We start from the raw sequence: 21,777 nt of genomic DNA on the forward strand, positions 1-21,777 counted from the left end.
TGGCACAGCCGGGACGACAAATCGGGTCGAGACCGGCAAGAATGACGCGTGATCGTCGCGGGGGGAGCCCCGAACAGATCGCGTAACGGGGGCCAACAGGAGGTGCCCGCACGAATGAGGAGGACATGAGTGACCGACCCCTACCAGAACAACCCGGGCTACGGCGGCCCCCAGTACGGCCCGCCCGGAACCGGTCCCGACCTGAACAAGAACTCGGGCCAGCAGCCCTACGGCCAGCAGAGTGACCCGTACGCCCAGCAGCAGCAGCCCTACGGCCAGCCTGCCGGCTACGGTCAGCCCCCCGCCGGCTACGGGCAGCCTGGTGGCTACCCGCCGCCGATGCCGCAGGGCTACAACCCGAACGACCCGGAAGCGCCCTACGGTCGCGACCCGTTCGGTGTGCCGTACTCGGACAAGCAGAAGCTGACCGCCGGTCTGCTGGGGATCTTCGTCGGCAGCTTCGGCGTCGGCCGTTTCTACCTCGGCCACACCGGCATCGCCATCGCCCAGATCGCCGTCACCTGGCTGACCTGCGGCATCGGCGCCATCTGGCCGCTGATCGACGGCATCATGATTCTGACCGGCAAGGTGCCCGACGCCCAGGGTCGCCCGCTGCGCGACTGATCGGCAGGTCCCGCCGGACCCCATGACGGGCACTCTCCCAGCCGGGAGAGTGCCCGTTGTGCTGTCCGCCCGGCGACACGCGAGGCGCACGCGCCGTAGTTCACGCATTCTTCATCGAGGGCGCGACAGCCTCCACCCCCCGGGCAGGACTACGCTCTACCCGTGATGCGACGGACGAAGATTGTGTGCACACTCGGGCCGGCCACTGCCACCGAGGAACGTATCCGCGAACTCGTCGAGAGCGGCATGGATGTGGCGCGGCTGAACTTCAGCCACGGCGAACACAGCGACCATGCCGAGAACTACAAGAAGGTGCGCGAGGCCTCCGACCATGTCGGCCGGGCCGTGGGCATCCTGGCCGATCTGCAGGGCCCCAAGATCCGTCTGGGCCGTTTCGCCGAGTCCCGGACGGTGTGGGCCACCGGTGAGGAAGTCCGGATCACCGTCGAGGACGTCGTGGGTTCGCACGACCGTGTTTCCACCACCTACAAGCAACTGGCCGCCGACGCCAAGCCCGGCGATCGCCTGCTGGTCGACGACGGCAAGGTCGGCGTGACCGTCGTCCGCGTCGAGGGCGACGACGTGGTGTGCCGGGTGACCGAGGGCGGCCCGGTCTCCAACAACAAGGGCGTTTCGCTGCCGGGCATGGACGTCTCGGTGCCCGCTCTGTCCGAGAAGGACATCGAGGACCTCGAGTTCGCGCTGAAGCTCGGCGTGGACTTCATCGCGTTGTCGTTCGTGCGCTCGCCCGCCGACGTCGAGCTGGTGCACGACGTGATGGATCGGGTCGGGCGCCGGGTGCCGGTGATCGGCAAGCTGGAGAAGCCCGAGGCGATCGACAACCTCGAGGCGATCGTGCTCGCCTTCGACGCGATCATGGTCGCCCGCGGCGACCTCGGCGTGGAGCTGCCGCTCGAGCAGGTGCCGCTGGTGCAGAAGAAGGCCATCCAGATGGCCCGCGAGAACGCCAAGCCGGTCATCGTCGCCACCCAGATGCTCGAGTCGATGATCGAGAACTCCCGCCCGACCCGCGCCGAGGCTTCCGACGTGGCCAACGCGGTGCTCGACGGCGCGGACGCGGTGATGCTCTCCGGTGAGACCTCGGTCGGCGCCTACCCGATCGAGACGGTGCGCACGATGGCGCGGATCGTGCACGCGGTGGAGTCGGAATCCTCGACCCGGGTGCCGCCGCTGACCCACGTGCCGCGCACCAAGCGCGGCGTCATCTCCTACGCCGCCCGCGACATCGGCGAACGCCTCAACGCCAAGGCCCTGGTGGCCTTCACCCAGTCCGGCGACACCGTGCGCCGCCTGGCCCGCCTGCACACCCCGCTGCCGCTGCTGGCGTTCACCCCGCTGCCGGAGGTGCGCAGCCAGCTGGCGCTGACCTGGGGCACCGAGACCTTCATCGTGCCGACGGTCAAGAGCACCGACACCATGATCCACCAGGTGGATCAGGCGCTGCTGTCGATGGGCCGCTACCGCAAGGGCGATCTGGTGGTCATCGTGGCCGGCTCCCCGCCCGGTACTGTCGGGTCGACGAACCTGATCCACGTGCACCGTATCGGCGAGGAGGACCATTAGTTGAGCATCTCGGTGAGTGATTCCGTCCGGGCAGATTCGGTGCCGGAGGAACCCTCGGACCTCGAGATCCTGCTCGGCCTGCTCGAACTCGACGAAGCCGAGCCCGATGTCTTCATCGGGCACCACCCGGACAAGGTGTGGAGTCGCACCTTCGGCGGCCAGCTCGTCGCGCAGGGCATCATGGCGGCCGGTCGCACCGCGGGCGAGCGGACCATCCACGCCGTCAACGCGCATTTCGTGCGCGGCGGCGACCCGAAGCAGCCGATCGAGTACCGGGTGGAACGCCACCGTGACGGCCGCGCCTTCGCCAACCGGACGGTGACCGCGCTGCAGGACGATCAGGAACTGTTCGTCATGCTGGCCGCCTTCCAGGAGTACGGCAAGGGCCTCGAGCACTCGCACGCCCTGCCCGAGGTGCCCGACCCGGAGACGCTGCCGCGCGTGGAGGCGAGCTTCCAGGGCTTCGAGGACAAGCTCGAGATGTTCATCAAGGCCCCGCGCCCGATCGACATGCGATACACCAACGATCCGGCCTGGATCCTCAAGGGCACCGGCGAGCGTCTGAACCACAACCGGGTCTGGATGCGCACCGACGGCGCGCTGCCCGACGATCCGCTGATCCACGTGGCGGCGCTGGGCTATTCCTCGGACACCACGGTGCTCGACTCGATCCTCACCACTCACGGTCTGTCGTGGGGCCTGGACCGCATCGTCGCGGCCACGGTCAACCATTCGATCTGGTTCCACCGCCCGTTCCGATTCGACGACTGGGCGCTCTACGCCACCGAATCGCCGGTGGCGGCGGGCTCACGCGGCCTGGCGACCGGCCGGTTCTACTCGCGTGCCGGCGAACTGCTGGCCACCACGGTGCAGGAAGGCATGATCCGGCATTTCCCGCCGCGGCGCTGACTTGTTCTCAGTACGCCGATTGCCCGCGCCCGCTGAACGACGCGGTGTCGGTGCCCGAGACGGCTCTCGGGCACCGGACATCGTCTCAGAGGATTTCGCGCTCGAATTCGTAGTCGAAACTGTCCCGCCTGCGCACCGTGATGGTGCGGGGCAGGCCGGAGCCGAAGCCGGTTCCGGCGGATTCGAGTCCGGCGGTCTCACCAAGCAGTCGCTGCCGTAGCGCGTCCAGATCCGGCCCGGTGAGGTCCTCGGGCGCGCCGACCAGGCTCAGCGCGATCTCGTAGGTGCTTCTGGGCCCCGGCTGCTCGTCGGGATGCTCGAGCAGCCACTGGGCGGCCAGCAGGATGTGGGCGGGATCTTCCTCGCCCGTGGGCAGGGTGAACCGCCAGGCGAAGACGTCGCGATCCTGGAGGTGATCGTCCACCACCGTCCGGACGGTGTCGACGACCCGAGCGAGAGTTTCCGGCATGGCATACACATGGAGCGAAACATCCGAGATGCGTTTCGGCATGTCCGATTCCTGTCCCGTGTCGAGGGCATCAACGGCGGAAGGTGTTCGCGGGCAGTGTAATCCCCCGAGGCGCACCGGCGACACAGCCTGGGAAGGGATTTTTGCCCGCGGGCGATATTTCCGGTACTCGCCCCGGTAAACGTGGGTCCGCTCAGCCGACGCGCTGAGCGGCCATGAACCTCGGCAACGGCCGGGCATGCGCACTCGGCCCGACCACCAGCCTGGGCCGATGCGCCCGCTCCACGGGCTGTTCGTGCGGCGCCAGCGCCCGCATCAGCGGCACCAGCAGTTCGGCGATCCGATCGCCCACCTCGCAGAAGGCGGCCTCCGACAGCCCCACCGGGTCGGCGATGTTCTCCCGCCCGACCAGTGACAGGTCGTTGCGCGCGGCATGCAGGGCGGCGATGGTGCGCGCTCCGGTCACCTTGGCGATCCGGTGCGCCTGCGGCAACGTGAACGTCCGCGCCCCCGCGCCGTAGTCGACCGCGATCTGATCGCGGATCTGCTCGGTCATGGCGAGCACCAGATCCGCACGGTCCACATGGGTGGCGGCGAGCCTGCGCGCCCGGAACCCCTCGGGGTCGCCGCCCAGCCCTCGCAGCGTCTGCGCCGCCAGCGGCTCGATGGGAAACCCGACCAGCGCGCGAGTCCCCGCACTCTCGGCGGTGAGCCCCGGCAGCCGGTAGTCGATGGCGATGGCCCGGGTGAGCCGCTCGGCGATGGCCGACCGGCAGACGTTGCCGTTGCAGACGAACAGGACGTGCATGTGTACACGGTAAATCGGGTTTCGCGGCCGCATGAGCTGGGTAAACCTGAATCCCGGGAACGCGGAGACATATTCATCCCGGTGTTGCGTGCCGTACACGAAGCGCCTCCGATCATTCAGTCGGATACTCCGTGGATGTCACCGAACGAGTGCCAGCCCGCGGCGGTGTCCGACTCCGGTCCGAGGACCGGGCCTGTCGGCGCCGATCAGGGTACGTACCCGACCAGAGCTTCACCGACACGCCGCGCCGCGGCACACGGTTCCTCGGGTGCGTCGGGCATCAGGTTGCGCGTGACGAACGCGACGTGTCCGTTCTGCACCGGAAGGCCGACGTAGCACCCGATATGGTTCGAGTCCTGGGCCGCACGGTACTGGAGGCCCGACCGGCCGCCGACCGACAGCGAGCTGAAATCCGAGTAATCCCCACTCTGCTGGATTTCCTCCAGCGTCTGCCGGGTGGACGAGATCGTGAATTCGGATTTGCCGGTGAGGGACTGCCAGCGGCAGTGATTGTCGGTCACTCCACCGGAGTTGCTCAGTGTCTGTCGACTGTCGGGACGGAATCCCAACTCCGTGATATCGGCATCGGATATCCCACACGGGTTCCACACGGCGACGCCGCACTCGGTCGCACCACCACAGGTATCGGTGCCACCGGGCGCCGGCGCCGGATCGCCCGTGGTGCCGCACGGAGTCGCCCCGCAGGTGTCGGTGCCGCCGGGGGTGCCGGGCTGTTCTCCGACGGTCTGCCCCGAGTCTGCTCCGCCGCCGGGATTCCCCTGAGTCTCGCCCAGATTGCCCGATACCGCCGTAGTGGTCGGGGACGACGTCTTCGGGGCGCTGCTCGGGGCAGCCGTCGCCGTGCTGGAGTGTGCCGTGTCGGAAATCTGTTCGTCGGCCGTGCAGGCGGTCACGATCAGTACCGGCACCACGATGCCGAGCACCAGTTCGATACTCCCGCGCCATCGGCGCCCCTTGCCTGATATCTGCATGGTCTGCCCCGTCTTCCCCTGTCCAGTGCCCACCGTCACGCCTGAAATCGACAGGCGCGCAAGGGCTTGGCTGATTTCGGTTGACTGCCGATTCCCCGCGAGCGGGTCACGAACACTCATGTTCACTGTCGCGCGGTATCCCGGGGTCGTTACAGGACACGCCTCTGGGTGCGGGCTGTGCGGCACACAGCCGGGTCGCCGGCCATCAGCGCTGGGTATGGACGCGGGTTGTTTCCGGACTGCGGCGGGACCGGTCGCCGACCGCTCGAGCCGAGAGAAGGGGGGGCGCGACGAAGAAATCGTCGCATGACCGTGGTGCCGAGTGTGGGACTCGAACCCACACGTCCTTTCGGACAACGGTTTTTGAGACCGTCGCGTCTGCCAGTTCCGCCAACCCGGCGCACCGAAGGAGAACTATAGCGGGTCGGCGGCCGATCGCCGAAAACGGGGCGGGGCGCACCGGCTGGTGTGGACTTCGCGCAGGGTATATGCGTTGTGAGGGCCTCGCGACGGTAGTCTTTACTTCACTCGACACCCTGTCGGGCGGGAGAGGCCGAATGCCGGTGTCGCCGTGCCGTGTGGGTGGTCGGGACAGGCGTCGGGACAGCAGAGGGGTCGAGGTATGAGCACTACAGCTGGGGATGCCGGCGCGCAGGACGCCGCCGGGGTGAAGAAGTCTGCCGGTGCGAAGCGGGTTGTCGTGGCCGAGGACGAGGCGCTCATTCGGATGGACCTGGTCGAGATGCTGACCGAGGAGGGCTACGAGGTCGTCGGCGAGGCGGGCGACGGGCAGCAGGCGGTCGACCTGGCGGTGGAGCACCGGCCGGATCTGGTGATCATGGACGTGAAGATGCCGCGCCGCGACGGGATCGACGCCGCCGCCGAGATCGCGTCGAAACGTGTTGCGCCCGTGGTGATCCTGACCGCGTTCAGTCAGCGCGACCTGGTCGAGCGGGCCCGCGACGCGGGGGCGATGGCGTACCTGGTCAAGCCGTTCACCAAGTCGGATCTGGTGCCCGCGATCGAGCTGGCGGCGAGCCGTTTCCACGAGATCACCGCGCTCGAGAGCGAGGTCGCGAATCTGTCCGAGCGGCTCGAGACGCGCAAGCTGGTCGAGCGCGCCAAGGGTGTGCTGATGCAGACGCAGGGGCTGTCGGAACCGCAGGCGTTCAAGTGGATTCAGCGCACCGCGATGGACCGGCGCACGACGATGAAGGCGGTCGCCGAAGTGGTGCTGGAGAACCTCGCGCCCAAGTGAGCCCGGGCGTTGTCCTGCGCGGCGCGCCCCTGGGAAGAATTTACGCACCGGAAACATAATCACCGGAAAGAATTCGCCGTATCGTCGCCCGCATGTCCCCATTGCCGTGCGGATCGTCCGGACCGACGCTATGTTTCTGTCCGGGCCGACATTGGTCGGCCTCCTCGGTGACCCGGGGGAGCTCAGGACGTAGAGGTGAGACGTGCGCAGTTCGACTTGGTTCGGTTCGGCATTGTCCCGTTCGACATCGCGCGGCCGCACGACGCGAGGCATGCTGGCCATCGGTGCCGCGGCCGCGCTCGTGCTGACCGGATGCAGCGACAAATCGACCGACAGCGGTTCCGACACGACTGGCACCGGCACCGCGGGCCTGTCCATCCAGCCCGTGACGCAGGTGGATCTCGAGGGCGAGAAAGTGCCCGCGACCGACCCCGCCTCGGCGGCCGATCCGGCCGGTGACGGCAAGGCGACCTGCGCTCCCGGCACGGCGATCGCGATGGCGGGTGCGCTGACCGGCCCCGACGCGGCGCTGGGCATCAATATCGTCAACGGTGCCAAGCTCGCTGTCACCCAGCACAACGAGGCCAATCCCGGCTGCCAGATCGAACTCAAGCAGTTCGACACCGAGGGCGATCCGCAGAAGGCCACCCAGGTGATCCCGCAGATCATCAACGACCGCTCGATCGTCGGCCTGGTCGGCCCGGCCTTCTCCGGCGAGACCAAGGCCACCGGCCAGATCCTCAGCGACGCGGGCCTGCCCACGCTGACCTCCTCGGCCACCAACGCCACTCTCACCAAGAACGGCTGGACCAGCTTCTTCCGCGGCCTGGCCAACGACGACGTACAGGGCCCCTCGGTCGCCAAGTACCTGGTGAACACCGCGGGCTACGACAAGGTCTGCGTCGTGCAGGACAACACCGACTACGGCGTCGGCCTGGGCAAGTCGGTCACCGAGGGACTGGGCGCTGCCGCCGATCCGGCGTGCGCGGCCAGTGTCAAGAAGGGTGACAAGGATTTCTCCGCCACCGTCACCAAGATCGCGGCGGCCGAGCCGGACGCGGTGTTCTTCGCCGGCTACTACGCCGAGGGCGCTCCGCTGGCGCAGCAGCTGAAGTCCGGCGGCGTGGACGCGGTCTTCGTCGGCCCGGACGGCGTCAACGACCCGCAGTTCCTCTCGCAGGCCGGTAGCGCCGCCACCGGCGCCGTGCTGACCTGCCCCTGCGGCCCCGGTCCCGAGCAGTTCACCAAGGACTACCAGGAACTGAACGGTCAGGCGCCCGGCGTGTACTCGGTCGAGGCCTACGACCTTGCCACCGTCCTGGCCAAGGGCATCGACAGCGGCAAGGTGACCCGACCGGACCTGCTGGAGTTCGTCCGCGCCTACGATGCTCCGGGTCTGGCTCGCCAGTACAAGTGGAGCCCGGACGGCGAGCTGGCCAACGCGCAGATCTGGATCTACGAAGTCAAGTAGTCCGGTAGCGACACAGCACGCACGACAGGGCAGGGACGTCCCGTCGTGCGTGCTGTTTCATGGGGGCAGAAGATGAGGGCGAATCGGTCATGACAACAACGGTATCGGCGGGAGCGATGATTCACGCTGCCGGCTCGATCGGATTCGATTATCAAGCGGTGATCGATCAATTCTGGCGACTGACCGTCGACGGAATCACCTACGGATCCATCTACGCGCTGGTCGCGGTGGGTTACACGCTGGTGTACGGCGTGCTCCGGCTGATCAATTTCGCCCATTCCGAGATATTCATGCTGGGCATGTTCGGCCAATTGGTCGGCCTCATGATCTTCGGTTTCACGGCGGGCCCGGACGCCTACAACCAGGGCGTGCTGCTGACGGTGGTCTATCTGGGGCTGGCGATGGTCGTCGGTATGGCGGTCTCCGGCGGCGCGGCCGTCGGACTGGAACGCGTGGCGTATCGGCCGCTGCGCCGACGCGGCGCGAAACCGCTGGCCTTCCTGATCACCGCGATCGGCATGTCTTTCGTGCTCCAGGAATTCGTGCACTTCCTGCTCCCCAAGATCGATCCCGATCTCGGCGGCGCCAATGCCCAGCAGCCCATCCAATTGGTCACCCCCACGGTCCAATTCAGCTTCGGCGGCGCCGATGTCACCAATGTGGCGATCCTGATCGTGGCGGCCGCGGTCGCGCTGGCGCTGGCGACCGAAGTACTGATCAACAGGACCAAATTCGGCCGCGGCATCCGCGCGGTCGCGCAGGATCCGGACACCGCGACGCTGATGGGCGTCTCCCGGGAGCGGGTCATCATGCTGACCTTCCTGATCGGCGGTGTGCTCGCCGGTGCGGCCGCGATGCTGTACGCGGTCAAGATCCCGCCCGCGATCATCTACTCCGGCGGATTCATCCTGGGTATCAAGGCATTCGCCGCCGCGGTGCTCGGCGGTATCGGCAACCTGCGCGGCGCGCTGCTGGGCGGTCTGCTGCTCGGTGTGGTGGAACAGTACGGGCAGATCCTGTTCGGCATCGAATGGCGCGACGTGGTGGCCTTCGTGGTGCTGGTCGCCGTGCTGATGGTCCGTCCCACCGGAATCCTCGGTGAAAGTCTCGGGAAGGCCAGGGTATGAGCACTTCGACCGCTACTCCGCCCGCATCGACACCGCCCGCTCCGCCCGCCTCGGCCCCGCCGCGCGCGGGGGTCGGCGACGCGATCCGCACCTGGTGGGACGGCTTGTCCCGTCCCGCGCAGTGGGGCGTCGGCGTGCCCGCGATCGTCCTGCTCGCGCTGCTGCCGCTGTTCCCGCCCTCGTTCCTGGACACCCCGTCCTACAACTTCGGTCTGGTCATGGCCGAGTTCGCGATGTTCGCGCTCATCGCCGTCGGCCTCAATGTCGTTGTCGGCCAAGCCGGTCTGCTCGATCTCGGCTATGTCGGCTTCTACGCCGTCGGCGCCTACACCGTCGGACTGCTGACCAGCCCCAACAGCCCGTGGAACCAGACCGACGGCGGCTGGCTCGACCCGCAGTGGGCGTGGCTGGCGTGTCTGCCCATCGCGGTGCTGGTCACGGCGATCTCGGGGCTGATCCTCGGGTCGCCCACTCTGCGTCTGCGCGGTGACTACCTGGCGATCGTCACCCTCGGTTTCGGCGAGATCGTCCGTCTGCTCGCGGACAATCTGCACGAGTTGACCAACGGCAGCCTCGGCCTGTCCGGGGTCGCCTACCCGCGCGTCGGCGAGTCCGAGGAGAAGCCCAACGGCGTGTTCTCCGCGGGCAACACCGGTGACCCGGACAGCGCGAACCTGCTCGACCGCGCCAGTTACGGCACCTACTGGTTCTGGTTCGGCCTGGCGATGGTGATCATCGTGCTGCTGATCGTCGGCAACCTCGAGCGCAGCCGGGTCGGTCGCGCCTGGGTGGCCATCCGCGAGGACGAGGACGCCGCCGAGGTCATGGGCGTGCCCGCGTTCAAATTCAAGCTGTGGGCGTTCACCATCGGCGCCGCGATCGGTGGTCTGTCCGGGGCGATCTATGCCGGTCAGGTGCAGTTCATCAATCCGACCGGCTTCAACATCATCAACTCGATGCTGTTCCTGTGCGCGGTGGTGATCGGCGGCCAGGGCAACAAGCTGGGTGTGATCTTCGGCGCCTTCATCATCGCCTACCTGCCCAAACGGCTCAGCTCGGTCACTCTGGTCGACAGCGAGTCCAGCGGTTACCTGTGGCTGATCGTGACCGTGCTGGTCTTCGTCGGCCTGCTGGTGTTCTGGAAATTCCGTGGCAAGGAGCTGATGGGCTGGCTGCGCACCGCCGTGATCGCGGGCATGGTCTTCACCGGCGTGATGTCGGCGTTGCTGCTGGGCAGTGTGCTGTTGTTCCGGCAGGGCGGCGCGCAATCGCTGGGCGACCTCAAATATCTGTACTTCGGTATCGCGTTGGTGGTGATGATGATTCTGCGGCCGCAGGGTCTGTTCCCGGTACGGCAGAAATTGCTCACCTACGGTAGGCAGGTGTATCAGGCCGTGCGGAAACCCACGGTCGGCGAGCCGATCGGAGCGGAGAAGTGACCGGGCCCGGCGCGGGTGACGCGCTGTTCGACAACGAGGACATGGCCGCCGGTTACACCGCCGAGCCGGAAGCCAGGAGCGCCGGCGAGGTCGACGTGACCGCGGTGCTGCCTGTGCTGGCCGACGAGGAGGCGGTCGCCGAGGTCGTCGCCCCGCATCGGGCATTCGAGACCGCGGTCGGCGAGCCGCTGCTGCGCACCGACGGCCTGACCGTCCGCTTCGGCGGCCTGACCGCGCTCGACGACGTCAGCTTCGAGATCCGCCGCGGCGAGATCCTCGGCCTGATCGGGCCCAACGGCGCGGGCAAGACCACCTGCTTCAACGCCATCACCGGCGTCTACGCGCCGTCGGCGGGCCAGGTGTTCTTCGACGGCCGGCCGTTGAAGAAGACCAAACGCAACGCCATCACCCGCCTGGGCATCGCCCGCACCTTCCAGAATGTGCGGTTGTTCGGGGAGATGACCGCGCTGGAGAACGTGGTGGTCGGCACCGACGCCAGGCACAAGACCTCGGTGCCCGGCGCGATCTTCCGCACGCCGCGGCATCGCCGGGAGGAGCGCGACGCGATCGAACGCGGCATGGCGCTGCTCGAGTTCGTCGGCATCGCCGAGCGCGCGGTGGAGAAGGCCCGCAATCTCTCCTACGGCGATCAGCGCCGGCTGGAGATCGCCCGCGCGCTGGCCACCGAGCCGAAGCTGCTGTGCCTGGACGAGCCGGCGGCGGGGTTCAATCCCAGCGAGAAGTCGGCGCTGATGGATCTGATCCGCAAGATCCGCGACGACGGGTTCACCGTGCTGCTCATCGAACACGACATGCGGTTGGTCATGGGCGTGACCGACCGGATCGTGGTACTCGAGTTCGGCCGCAAGATCGCCGACGGACTGCCCTCGGAGATCCGCGACGATCCGGCGGTGATCGCGGCGTATCTCGGTGTGCCGGACGAGGAGGTCGCCTCGGGCAAGGCCGCCGCGCCACCGCCACCGTCCACGCAGCAGCCGTCGAGCGCGCCCTCGCCCGCCGACTATCCGACGCAGAAACTGCCGGTCCGGAAACCGGGCGCCGGCCCGGCGATCGAGGTCTCCGAACCCGCCCGCGAGCAGCCGGACCTCGGCGAACCCGAGCCCGCGCCTGCGGCGCGCGAGCCCTCGGACGCGCCCCCGCTGCTCGAGGTCGAGGACATGGTGGTCAACTACGGCCGCATCCAGGCACTGCACGGCGTCTCGCTGCGCGTGGCCGAAGGCGAGCTGGTGACCCTGCTCGGCGCCAACGGCGCGGGCAAGACCACGACGATGCGCGCCCTGTCCGGCCTGCTGCCGCTCACCCGCGGCCGCATCACCTTCGAGGGCCGCGACATCACGACGATGAAGGCGCACGACCGCGTGGTCGAGGGCCTCATCCAGGCGCCCGAGGGCCGAGGGGTGTTCCCCGGCATGACGGTCCAGGAGAACCTCGACATGGGTTGCTACGGGCGGACTTTCAAGCAGAAGTCCGAGTACGCCCAGACCCTCGACTGGGTATTCGAGCTCTTCCCCCGCCTGCTCGAGCGCCGCAAACAGGTCGGCGGCACCCTCTCCGGCGGCGAACAGCAGATGGTGGCCATCGGCCGCGCCCTCATGGCCCGGCCTCGCCTGCTCCTGCTCGACGAACCGTCGATGGGCTTGGCGCCCATGGTGATCCAGCAGATCTTCCGCATCATCAGCGAGATCAACGAGCAGGGCACCACGGTGTTGCTGGTGGAGCAGAACGCCCAGCAGGCTCTCGCCCGCAGCGACCGGGCCTACATCCTGGAGACCGGTGGGGTTACCAAGACGGGCAGCGGCGCGCAACTGCTGACCGATCCCGCGGTCGAATCGGCGTACCTCGGCGTGGGCTGAACGTGACGCCGCCTTCCCGGGGTTGCCCGCCTCGCCGAAGGCGGCATCCGTCGCGCGCGGCCTCCTGCCCTGTGCCGACGCTGTCGGTGCGGCTCAATACACTCTGACGGGTGACTCCAGCGACCACCACTCAGCGTCCGGGTTCCACCTCCGCCCCCGCCGGGGGTGACCGGCCGACCCTGCTGTTGCTGGACGGCCATTCCATCGCCTATCGGGCGTTCTTCGCACTGCCCGCGGAGAACTTCAAGACGGTGACGGGGCAGACGACGAACGCGGTGTACGGGTTCACCGCGATGCTGATCAACCTGCTGCGGGACGAGAAGCCGACGCACATCGCGGCGGCGTTCGATGTGTCGCGCAAGACTTTCCGCACCGAGGCATACCCGGAGTACAAGGCCAATCGGAGTCAGACCCCCGACGAGTTCCGCGGGCAGGTGGAGCTGACCAAGGACGTGCTGGGCGCGCTGGGCATCCCGGTGATGGCGATCGACGGCTACGAGGCCGACGACCTGATCGCGACGATCACCACCCAGGCCAGGGCGCAGGGCTTCCGCATCCTCATCGTCACCGGTGACCGGGACTCCATCCAACTGGTCGACGACGACGTGACGGTGCTGTACCCGCGCAAGGGCGTCTCCGATCTGACCCGCTTCACCCCGGACGAGGTGATGGCCAAGTACGGGCTCACGCCCGCGCAGTATCCGGACTACGCGGCGCTGCGGGGCGACCCGAGCGACAACCTGCCCGGCATCCCCGGCGTCGGGGAGAAGACCGCGGCGAAGTGGATCCGCGAGTACGGCGACCTGGCCACGTTGGTGGAGAAGGTCGACACGGTGAAGGGCAAGGTCGGTGACGCGCTGCGGGCGAATCTGAGCAGCGTGGTGCTGAACCGGCAGTTGACCGAGATGGTCAAGGACGTATCGCTGCCCTACACCCCGGATCAGCTGGCGCAGGGGCCGTGGGATCGGGAGAAGATCCACCGGCTGTTCGACGACCTCGAGTTCCGGGTACTGCGCGACCGGCTGTTCGAGACGCTGGCGCCGCCGCAGCCCGAGGCCGACGCCGGGTTCGAGATCAGCGGTGGCGCGCTCGCCGTCGGCGCGGTCGCGGACTGGCTGGCAGAGCACGCGAAATCCGGTGTGCGCCACGGTGTTTCGGTCGTCGGCAAGGGCACGCCCGCGCACGGTGACGTGACGGCACTGGCCATCGCGGGCGGCGACGGGGAAAGCGGCTACATCGATGTCGCGATCCTGACGCCGGAAGACGAGGCGGCGCTGGGCGCGTGGCTGGCCGACCCGGGGGTGCCGAAGGCGCTGCACGAGGCGAAGGCGGCGATGCACGCGCTGCGCGGGCGGGGCTGGACCCTCGGGGGGCTCACCAGCGATACCGCGCTGGCCGCCTACCTGGTGCGGCCGGGCCAGCGCAGCTTCAACCTCGACGACCTCTCGCTGCGCTATCTGCACCGAGAGCTGCGCGCCGAGATCGACGACAGCGCCCAGCTCTCGCTGCTCGACGACGAGGACACCCTCGACGCGGAGACCGCGCGCGCGGAGATGCTGCGCGCCCGCGCGGTGCTCGACCTGGCCGAGGCGCTGGACGCCGAGCTGGAGAAGATCGAATCCACGGCGCTGCTCACCGATATGGAGTTGCCGCTGCTGTCGGTGCTGGCCGAGTTGGAGCACGCGGGTATCGCGGTGGACTGTGATCAGCTCGGGGCGTTGCAACGGCAGTTCGCCGACAAAGTGGCGCAGGCCGCCGACGCGGCCTACGGGGTGATCGGCAAGCAGATCAATCTCGGCTCGCCCAAGCAGTTGCAGGTCGTGCTGTTCGACGAGCTGGACATGCCGAAGACCAAGCGCACCAAGACCGGCTACACCACCGACGCCGACGCGCTGGAATCGCTGTTCGAGAAGACCCAGCACCCTTTCCTCGAACACTTGCTCGCGCATCGCGACGCCACCCGGTTGAAGGTGACCGTGGACGGTTTGCTGAAGTCGGTCGCCGACGACGGCCGCATCCACACCACCTTCAACCAGACCATCGCGGCCACCGGCCGGTTGTCCTCCACCGAACCGAACCTGCAGAACATCCCGATCCGCACCGATACCGGCCGGATGATCCGCGACACCTTCGTCGTCGGGTCCGGCTACACCGAGCTCATGACTGCCGACTACAGCCAGATCGAGATGCGGATCATGGCACACCTGTCCGGCGACGAAGGGCTGATCGAGGCGTTCAACTCCGGCGAGGATCTGCACAGCTTCGTGGCCTCCAAGGCGTTCGACATCCCGATCTTGGAGGTGACCCCGGAGGTGCGCAGGCGCATCAAGGCCATGTCCTACGGGCTGGCCTACGGGCTGAGCTCCTACGGCCTCTCGGCCCAGCTGAAGATCAGCACCGCCGAGGCCAAAGAACAGATGGACGTCTATTTCTCCCGTTTCGGGCGCATCCGCGACTACCTGCACGAGGTCGTCGAGCAGGCCCGCAAGGTCGGCTACACCGAGACCTTGTTCGGCCGTCGCCGCTATCTGCCCGATCTGGATTCCGGCAATCGGCAGCGCCGCGAGTCGGCCGAGCGGATGGCGCTCAACGCCCCGATCCAGGGCACCGCCGCCGACATCATCAAGGTCGCGATGATCGACGTGCACCAGGCGATCCCGGCCGCGGGTCTGCGGTCACGGATGCTGTTGCAGATCCACGACGAACTCGTCTTCGAGGTCGCCGAGGGGGAGCACGAGGCGCTCGAACAACTGGCCCGCGATCGGATGTCCTCGGCCATTTCGCTGTCGGTGCCGCTGGACGTCTCGGTCGGCACCGGCCGCAGCTGGGATTCCGCCGCGCACTGATCAGAAGTGAGCTGAGTCACACGCGGTCACGCGGACCGTGCGGCCGGTGTCTTGTGTCCGAACCCCGCAGTGGAGGAGGACACCATGAGCGAGAACATCGAGGTCGTCGTGATCGGCGGTGGCTACGCCGGAGTGATGGCCGCCAACCGGCTGACCCGGCGGGCGGATGTGACGGTCACCCTGATCAACCCGCGACCGGCCTTCGTCAACCGCATTCGCCTGCACCAGCTGGCCGCCGGATCAGGGGACGCGGTCGTGGACTACCGGAACGTGCTGTCCGACCGAGTCCGGCTGGTGGCGGTCGTGGACTACCGGAACGTGCTGTCCGACCGAGTCCGGCTGGTGGTCGACACGGTCACCCGGATCGATCCGGCCACGCGCACGGTCGCGCCGGCGGCGCGGCCCGACCTCGGCTACGACTATCTGATCTACGCCGTGGGCAGTGGCAGTGCGGCACCGACGGTTCCCGGCGCCGCCGAATTCGCCTATCGGGTCGGCACGTTGGAGGAGGCGCGGCGATTGCGGCCCGCCCTGGACGACACGCCCGTGTCGGCGCCGGTGGTCGTCGTCGGCGGTGGTTCGACCGGCATCGAGGTCGCCGCCGAAATGGCCGAGCAGGGTCGCGTGGTGACGCTGGTCTGCGGTGAGGCGCTCGCCGGGTACCTGCATCCGCGCATCCGGCGTTCGGTCGTCGAGCGGCTGACCCGGCTCGGGGTGACGATGCTCGACGGACCGGACGCGACCGCGGTCGAGGTGACCCGCGATGCGGTACGACTGAGCGGCGGACACACGCTGCGCAGTGCGGTGACCATCTGGACCGCCGGCTTCTCCACGCCGGACCTGGCCGCACGCAGTGGTCTGAGTACCGACGCGATGGGCCGCCTGCTCACCGACGAGACGCTGACCAGCGTCGACGACGAGCGGATCGTCGCGGCGGGGGATTCGGCATCGCCGTCGGGAGCGCCGTTGCGAATGAGTTGCCAGAGCGCGCGGCCGCTGGGGGCGCATGCCGCCGACACCGTCCTGGCCAGGATCGAGGGCGGGCGGCCGGGGACCATCGATGTCGGCTTCTTCGGTCAGTGCATCGGCCTCGGCCGCCGCGCCGCCATGGTCCAGCTCGCCACCCGAGATGACACCGTCACCCGGTTCGGGTTCGGTGGCCGCGTCGCCGCGATGATCAAGGAGAGTGCCTGCCGGGGCGTGATCGAGGAATTGGCCGCCGAAGCCCGCGAGCCCGGTGCGTTCTCCTGGCTGTTCAAGGACAGGAAGCGTGGGCGGAAGGTGCGGGCAGCGGGCGAGGCCGTACCGGTGGGGCGTTGACCAGCAGCCTCGAGGGAAGGATTCGGGAGATGAGCGAGCATGCCGCCGACCCGGCGACCGAGGTGTTCCTCGCACACCGGAATCTGCTGTTCACCGTCGCCTACGAGATGCTCGGCTCGGCTGCCGACGCCGAAGACGTGTTGCAGGAGACCTGGCTGCGCTGGGTCGACGTCGACATGGACCAGGTGCGCGATCGGCGGGCGTATCTGGTCCGCATCACCACCCGGCAGGCGCTGAACCGGTTGCGTACGGTGCGGCGCCGCCGCGAGTCCTATGTCGGGCAGTGGCTGCCCGAGCCGGTGCTGACCACGCCGGACGTGGCCGAGAACGTCGAACTCGCCGAGAGTATGTCGATGGCGTTGATGCTCGTGCTCGAAACGCTGTCGCCGACCGAACGCGTGGTGTTCGTGCTGCGCGAGGTGTTCGCGGTCGGCTACGACGAGATCGCCGGCGCGCTCGGCAAGACGCCTGCGGCGGTGCGCCAGATCGCGCACCGCGCCCGCGCGCATGTCGAGGCCCGCCGACCGCGGGCGGTGGTATCGGCGCGCGAGACCGAAGCGGTGCTCGAGTCGTTTCAGCGGGCGTTGGAGACCTGGGATCTGCAGGGCTTTCTCGACGTGCTCGCCCCCGATGTGGTGATCGTGAGCGACGGCGGCGGACTGGTGCAGGCCGCGTTGCGGCCGATTGTCGGCGCGGAGAAGGTCGTCCGCTTCGTGTCCGGCGGCATCCGCAAGACCGGCGCGAAGCTGTCGTTCGAGCGGGTCGCGGTCAACGGCGCTCCGGCACTGGTGGTCCACGCGAACGGCGTGTTCGACGGCGTGCTGGCGATCCGTGTCGAACAGGGCCGGGTCGCCGGTCTGTACTACGTCCGCAATCCGGAAAAGCTGACCCACATGGGCTCGGCGACGACCCTGTCACTGCACTGACGACCGCACGAGTTCACCGTGGGGCGATCTCCGGGGGATGCCGGTCGAACCACGGCGCGGCCGCCTCCAGCTGGGCGGCCAGGCGCAGCAGCAGCGCTTCGCTTCCGGTCGGGCCGGTGAAGTGCGCGCCCATCGGAAGGCCATCGGGGGTCGTCCCGAGCGGGACGCTCATGGCGGGCCTGCCGGTGACATTGGCGAGCTGGGTGAACGGGGCGGCGGAGAGATTGGCGGTCACGGTGGCGCGATACATGCCGGTGCGCGCGACGATATGGCCCGCGCCCGCCCGCAACAGGTGCGGCAGGATCGCGGCAGGCACACGGGGCAGATCGTCACGGCCGATGGGCAGCGGCGGTTCGGCCAGTGTCGGGCTGAGCAGCAGGTCGTAGCGGGAGTGGAACTCGGCCAGGGCGCGGGTGTACTCGTTCCAGCGTTCACCGGCGGCGACCAGAGCGGGACCGGAGACGCTGCGCCCGACGGCGGCCATGGCCTGCGTGTCGACGTCGAAATCGGTGGGCGAGGCACCGGTGCGGGCGCAGGTCTGCGCGATCGAAGCGGCCAGGTGCGTGGTCCAGACGGTCATGAAATCGCGGGCCAGCCGCAGTCCGTCGATGTCCGGTTCGGCCGGCTCGACCACGTGGCCGAGGGATTCCAGGAGCCGGGCGGTCTCGGTGACGACGGCGGTCGCGTGCTCGTGCACGGGGGTGCCGAGGGGGGAGCGGTCGGTGAAGCCGATACGCAGCGGTCCGGGCGGCAGCGCGATGGCCTCCCGGTAGGGCTGGAGCGGGCGGGCCACCGTGTAGGGCGCGCCGGGGTCGGGCGGGGACAGGATGTCGAGCATGGCGGCGGTGTCGCGGACGCTGCGGGACACCACACCCTGCACGCCCGCGCCGAGAATGGAGTCACCGGCCAGCGGCCCGTTGGGCACCATGCCGCGGCCGGGTTTCAGGCCGAACAGACCGGTGCAGGCGGCGGGAATGCGAATGGAGCCGCCGCCGTCGTTGGCGCCCGCGACCGGGACGACCCCGGCGGCCACCGCGGCGGCCGACCCACCGGAGGAACCGCCCGGCGTGCGCGTGAGATCCCAAGGGTTGCGGGTGATCCCGAAGGTGCGGGAGACCGTGACGGCCTTGCAGCCGAATTCGGGAGTGGTGGTCTTGCCGAAGATCACCACACCGGCGTCCAGCCAGCGCCGCACGACGATGCTGTGCTCGGCGGCGGGCACCGCGCGCAGCGGACCGGTGCCCGCCGAGGTGGGATGTCCGGCGTAGTCCTGCATCAGGTCCTTGACGAGGAACGGGACGCCGGCGAACGGTCCGTCGAGGGCACCGGTGGCGCGCTCGCGGGCAGGGCCTTCCATCAGGGTGGTGACGATGCCGAGATCGGGGTCGACTTCGGCGCAGCGGGCCAGGGCGAGCTCGAGCAGTTCGATCGGCCGCACCTCACCGGCGGCGACGAGCTCGGCCAGACCGATCGCGTCGTGCGCGCGGTACTCGTCGAATCGCATATGCCATTCCTCTCACACCTCGCCCCGGTCGGGCTCGCGCCACGCCGAGTTCGGCGCCGTGGCCGTGAGCTGCGGTGATGATACTCACCGGTAGCGACATCGGGGGCTCGATAAGGTTGCGGTCCGGCATTCGGGTGCCTATTGTCGAGACCGTGCCGAATCCCGCCCATCGCTCTCGCGCAGCGCAACACAGCAGCGCAGCGCTAGGTGTCGCCGACCGCGACGCCGCGTCGCCGATGGCTCTTGCCGGGCTCACCATGAACGCGCAGATCGCCGCCACCCCGGCATACGCGCTACCCGTCGTAGTAACCCGCCGTAGCGGGGTCTGATTTCGGACCGGCCCCCTCGCTGCGGGCTGTTACCTCTGTTGATGCTGGTCCCCTCCACCGACTTCTTCGGGAAGACCTCCTTCAATGACCATGTCTTTTGCCACCATGCCCACGACCATCGATCCCCAGGCGCTGGCCTCCGCCGCCCCGCGCGGCCTGCGCGCCGAGAGCGCCGGGATGACTCCGGCCGAATTCCACGACCGCTACTGCCGCGACACCGGCCCGATCCGGCTCAGTGATTGGGCCGCCACCGGTGACCGTGCCGCCGCCTACACCGCGACGCTCGAGTTCGCCGACCGGCTGCGCACCGTCGCGACCACCGGCAGCCCGGTCGCCGCACTGACCTCGGCCCTCTACGACGAGGGCTATCCGGTCGAGATCCTGCAGTTCCATCAGCGCCGCACCGGCGAAGGCACCGCGACGTTCATCCGCTGCGAGTTCAACGGCAAGCGCGGCTGGGGCGCCGCCATGGCCGGTGACAGCGCCGAGTCCTCGGTCCGCGCCATCCTCTCCGGCGTCAACCGGCTCGGTTCCTGACCGTTCCACGACGAGCAACGGCTCGTCCATCCCGAAAGGGTGGGCGAGCCGTTGCTGCTGTCGTGGGGACTACTCCGCGGCGGACTGCTGCTCGGCGAGCTGCTTGCGCACCTCGTCCATGTCCAGCGCCTTCACCTGGGAGACCAGGTCCTCGAGCGCGGCGGGCGGCAGCGCGCCGGGCTGCGCGAACACCAGTACGCCCTCGCGGAAGGCCATGATGGTCGGGATCGACCGGATGTTGGCGGCTGCGGCCAAGCCCTGCTCGGCCTCGGTGTCCACCTTGCCGTGCACGACGTCGGGGTGCTTGGTCGAGGAAGCCTCGTAGGTGGGCGCGAAGCTGCGGCACGGTCCGCACCATTCGGCCCAGAAATCGACCAGCACCACGTCGTTGCCGGTGACTACTTCGTCGAAATTCTGCTGGGTGAGCGTCTGGGTCGCCATGACGTCCTCTCGTGTCGTGTGTCGCCTGCTGTAACGCCGGGGACGCCGTCTATCTTCCCCCGTGGGCATGCCCGCCCGGCGTGGCGTCGATCGCCGTTCCGCCCGGAGTACCCGAGGGTGGGGCGGGAAAACGCCTTGTCGGGCGGGTCGTGGGATCAGCGCGGGTAGGCGGGCGATGATAGGCCGGTGAGCGAAGCGAAGAACGCCGGTCGGCACGTGAGTTCGGCCGCGGCGAAAGCCCCGCGACGGCTCGGCCTGATCGAGGGGGACGGCATCGGTCCCGAAGTGGTCCGGTCCGCCCGCGTGGTGGTCGACGAGGCGGTGGCGGCGGCAGGTGGCGCGCCGATCGAGTGGGTGCCGGCCGTCATCGGTCATCGGGCGATCGCCGATGTCGGCGAGCCGCTGCCGGAGCGGACGATCGAAGTGCTCGCGGGGCTGGATGCCTGGCTGCTCGGGCCGCACGACAATGCCTCCTACCCCGGTGAGTTCCGGAAGTCGACGCCGCCGGGCGGCGCGATCCGAAAGCGTTTCGACCTCTACGCCAATATCCGCCCCGCCCGCGCCTTCCCCGGCGTGCGAGCCGCGGCTCCCGGAATCGACCTGGTGGTGGTGCGGGAGAACAGCGAAGGCTTCTACGCCGACCGGAACATGTTCGCCGGCTCGGGAGAGTTCCAGCCCAGCGCCGATATGGCCATGTCGATCTCGGTGATCACCCGCGGGGCCACCGAGCGGATCGCGCACGAGGCGATGCGGCTGGCCGCGAGCCGGCGCAAGAAGGTGACCATCGTGCACAAGGCGAACGTGCTGCCGCGCACCATGGGGCTGTTCCGCGACGTCTGCTACGAGGTGGCGAAGGCGTATCCCGACGTGCGGGTGGACGACGAACACGTCGACGCGGCCGCCGCCCATCTGGTGCGCGCCTCCGGCGACTACGACGTGGTGGTCACCGAGAACCTCTTCGGCGACATCCTCTCCGACCTCGCCGGGCAGCTCAGCGGATCGCTGGGCACCGCGCCGTCGCTGAACTGCTCGGCGAACCGCGCGATGGCCCAAGCGGTGCACGGCGCGGCCCCCGACATCGCCGGGCACAATCGCGCCAACCCCGTGGCGATGCAGATGTCTGCGGCGATGTTGTTGCGCTGGTTGGGGATTCGCGACGGCGACGCGACGCTGACCCAAGCCGCCGAGCGCATCGAGGCGGCGGTGGCGGCCACTTTCGCGGCGGGCATCGCCACCGCCGACCTCGGTGGCGCGGCCTCGACCGCGGCGTTCACCGAACAGGTGTGCGCACGGACGCATCGCCGCTGACGCTGTTCGCC

18 protein-coding genes, 1 tRNA gene and 1 pseudogene are annotated in these 21,777 nt (G+C 68.7%); 14 read left to right on the top strand and 6 right to left on the bottom strand.

What is annotated here, in order from left to right:
- Nucleotides 1–129 precede the first annotated feature (129 nt).
- The 3 genes from NS3_RS30385 to NS3_RS25290 all read left to right on the top strand — a co-directional run bounded on the left by NS3_RS30385 (nt 130) and on the right by NS3_RS25290 (nt 3,117).
- Nucleotides 130–624 carry a TM2 domain-containing protein gene (locus NS3_RS30385; RefSeq protein WP_067864609.1) on the top strand — a complete coding sequence of 165 codons (495 nt, stop codon included), beginning with the start codon at nt 130–132 and terminating at the stop codon, nt 622–624.
- Nucleotides 625–786: 162 nt separating this feature from the next.
- Entirely contained in the window at nt 787–2,208 is a 1,422-nt protein-coding gene (gene pyk, locus NS3_RS25285; protein WP_174550519.1) for a pyruvate kinase, read from the top strand.
- 12 nt (nt 2,209–2,220) lie between these two features.
- A complete protein-coding gene (locus NS3_RS25290) occupies nt 2,221–3,117 on the top strand; it encodes an acyl-CoA thioesterase (RefSeq protein WP_245649802.1) in 897 nt (298 codons plus the stop codon).
- A gap of 85 nt (nt 3,118–3,202) precedes the next feature.
- Here the strand turns inward: NS3_RS25290 and NS3_RS25295 are convergent, their stop codons facing one another.
- From NS3_RS25295 to NS3_RS25310, 4 genes are all read right to left on the bottom strand, one after another.
- Nucleotides 3,203–3,586 (bottom strand): hypothetical protein, encoded by a 384-nt coding sequence (locus NS3_RS25295; RefSeq protein ID WP_245649803.1) that lies wholly within the window; start codon nt 3,584–3,586, stop codon nt 3,203–3,205.
- A gap of 193 nt (nt 3,587–3,779) precedes the next feature.
- Complete coding sequence (locus NS3_RS25300) at nt 3,780–4,394, bottom strand: arsenate reductase/protein-tyrosine-phosphatase family protein (RefSeq protein WP_067864615.1); 615 nt, start codon at nt 4,392–4,394, stop codon at nt 3,780–3,782.
- Between the two features lie 206 nt (nt 4,395–4,600).
- The gene (locus NS3_RS25305) at nt 4,601–5,506 is read right to left on the bottom strand and encodes a DUF3558 family protein (RefSeq protein WP_084495910.1); all 906 of its coding nucleotides are present in this window, start codon (nt 5,504–5,506) and stop codon (nt 4,601–4,603) included.
- Between the two features lie 193 nt (nt 5,507–5,699).
- Nucleotides 5,700–5,786 (bottom strand) — tRNA-Leu (locus tag NS3_RS25310).
- 222 nt (nt 5,787–6,008) lie between these two features.
- Between NS3_RS25310 and NS3_RS25315 the strand changes: the two genes are divergently transcribed.
- The 9 genes and pseudogenes from NS3_RS25315 to NS3_RS25350 all read left to right on the top strand — a co-directional run bounded on the left by NS3_RS25315 (nt 6,009) and on the right by NS3_RS25350 (nt 17,647).
- On the top strand, nt 6,009–6,644 hold the full coding sequence (locus NS3_RS25315) for an ANTAR domain-containing response regulator (protein WP_174550520.1): 636 nt from the start codon (nt 6,009–6,011) through the stop codon (nt 6,642–6,644).
- A gap of 271 nt (nt 6,645–6,915) precedes the next feature.
- A complete protein-coding gene (locus NS3_RS25320) occupies nt 6,916–8,115 on the top strand; it encodes a branched-chain amino acid ABC transporter substrate-binding protein (RefSeq protein WP_067864623.1) in 1,200 nt (399 codons plus the stop codon).
- Between the two features lie 89 nt (nt 8,116–8,204).
- Nucleotides 8,205–9,242 (top strand): branched-chain amino acid ABC transporter permease, encoded by a 1,038-nt coding sequence (locus tag NS3_RS25325; RefSeq protein ID WP_067864626.1) that lies wholly within the window; start codon nt 8,205–8,207, stop codon nt 9,240–9,242.
- Nucleotides 9,239–10,681, top strand: a complete 1,443-nt coding sequence (locus NS3_RS25330) for a branched-chain amino acid ABC transporter permease (RefSeq protein WP_067864629.1) — start codon at nt 9,239–9,241, stop codon at nt 10,679–10,681. The genes NS3_RS25325 and NS3_RS25330 overlap by 4 nt, the downstream gene beginning before the upstream one ends.
- Before the next feature lie 41 nt (nt 10,682–10,722).
- Nucleotides 10,723–11,634 (top strand): annotated as a pseudogene (locus NS3_RS30200) (ABC transporter ATP-binding protein); the annotation flags it as partial.
- 225 nt (nt 11,635–11,859) lie between these two features.
- Nucleotides 11,860–12,555, top strand: coding sequence for an ABC transporter ATP-binding protein (locus tag NS3_RS30205; RefSeq protein WP_245649808.1), 696 nt, complete (start codon nt 11,860–11,862; stop codon nt 12,553–12,555).
- 110 nt (nt 12,556–12,665) lie between these two features.
- On the top strand, nt 12,666–15,401 hold the full coding sequence (gene polA, locus NS3_RS25340; RefSeq protein ID WP_067864632.1) for a DNA polymerase I: 2,736 nt from the start codon (nt 12,666–12,668) through the stop codon (nt 15,399–15,401).
- An 84-nt stretch (nt 15,402–15,485) separates the two neighbouring features.
- Entirely contained in the window at nt 15,486–16,721 is a 1,236-nt protein-coding gene (locus tag NS3_RS25345) for an NAD(P)/FAD-dependent oxidoreductase (protein WP_067864720.1), read from the top strand.
- A gap of 29 nt (nt 16,722–16,750) precedes the next feature.
- Complete coding sequence (locus tag NS3_RS25350; protein WP_067864635.1) at nt 16,751–17,647, top strand: RNA polymerase sigma-70 factor; 897 nt, start codon at nt 16,751–16,753, stop codon at nt 17,645–17,647.
- Between the two features lie 13 nt (nt 17,648–17,660).
- Here NS3_RS25350 and NS3_RS25355 read toward each other — a convergent pair whose 3' ends face one another.
- Nucleotides 17,661–19,151, bottom strand: a complete 1,491-nt coding sequence (locus NS3_RS25355; RefSeq protein ID WP_067864638.1) for an amidase — start codon at nt 19,149–19,151, stop codon at nt 17,661–17,663.
- Between the two features lie 413 nt (nt 19,152–19,564).
- Between NS3_RS25355 and NS3_RS25360 the strand changes: the two genes are divergently transcribed.
- Nucleotides 19,565–20,017 carry an alpha-isopropylmalate synthase regulatory domain-containing protein gene (locus NS3_RS25360; RefSeq protein ID WP_245649804.1) on the top strand — a complete coding sequence of 151 codons (453 nt, stop codon included), beginning with the start codon at nt 19,565–19,567 and terminating at the stop codon, nt 20,015–20,017.
- Between the two features lie 69 nt (nt 20,018–20,086).
- On the opposite strand, the gene trxA is transcribed toward NS3_RS25360, so the two are convergent.
- Complete coding sequence (trxA, locus tag NS3_RS25365) at nt 20,087–20,458, bottom strand: thioredoxin (protein ID WP_067864641.1); 372 nt, start codon at nt 20,456–20,458, stop codon at nt 20,087–20,089.
- Nucleotides 20,459–20,644: 186 nt separating this feature from the next.
- Between trxA and NS3_RS25370 the strand changes: the two genes are divergently transcribed.
- Nucleotides 20,645–21,766 (top strand): isocitrate/isopropylmalate dehydrogenase family protein, encoded by a 1,122-nt coding sequence (locus NS3_RS25370; protein WP_245649805.1) that lies wholly within the window; start codon nt 20,645–20,647, stop codon nt 21,764–21,766.
- The last annotated feature ends 11 nt before the right edge of the window (nt 21,767–21,777 follow it).

Source organism: Nocardia shimofusensis NBRC 100134, assembly GCF_001613125.1.
GTDB lineage: Bacteria > Actinomycetota > Actinomycetes > Mycobacteriales > Mycobacteriaceae > Nocardia > Nocardia shimofusensis.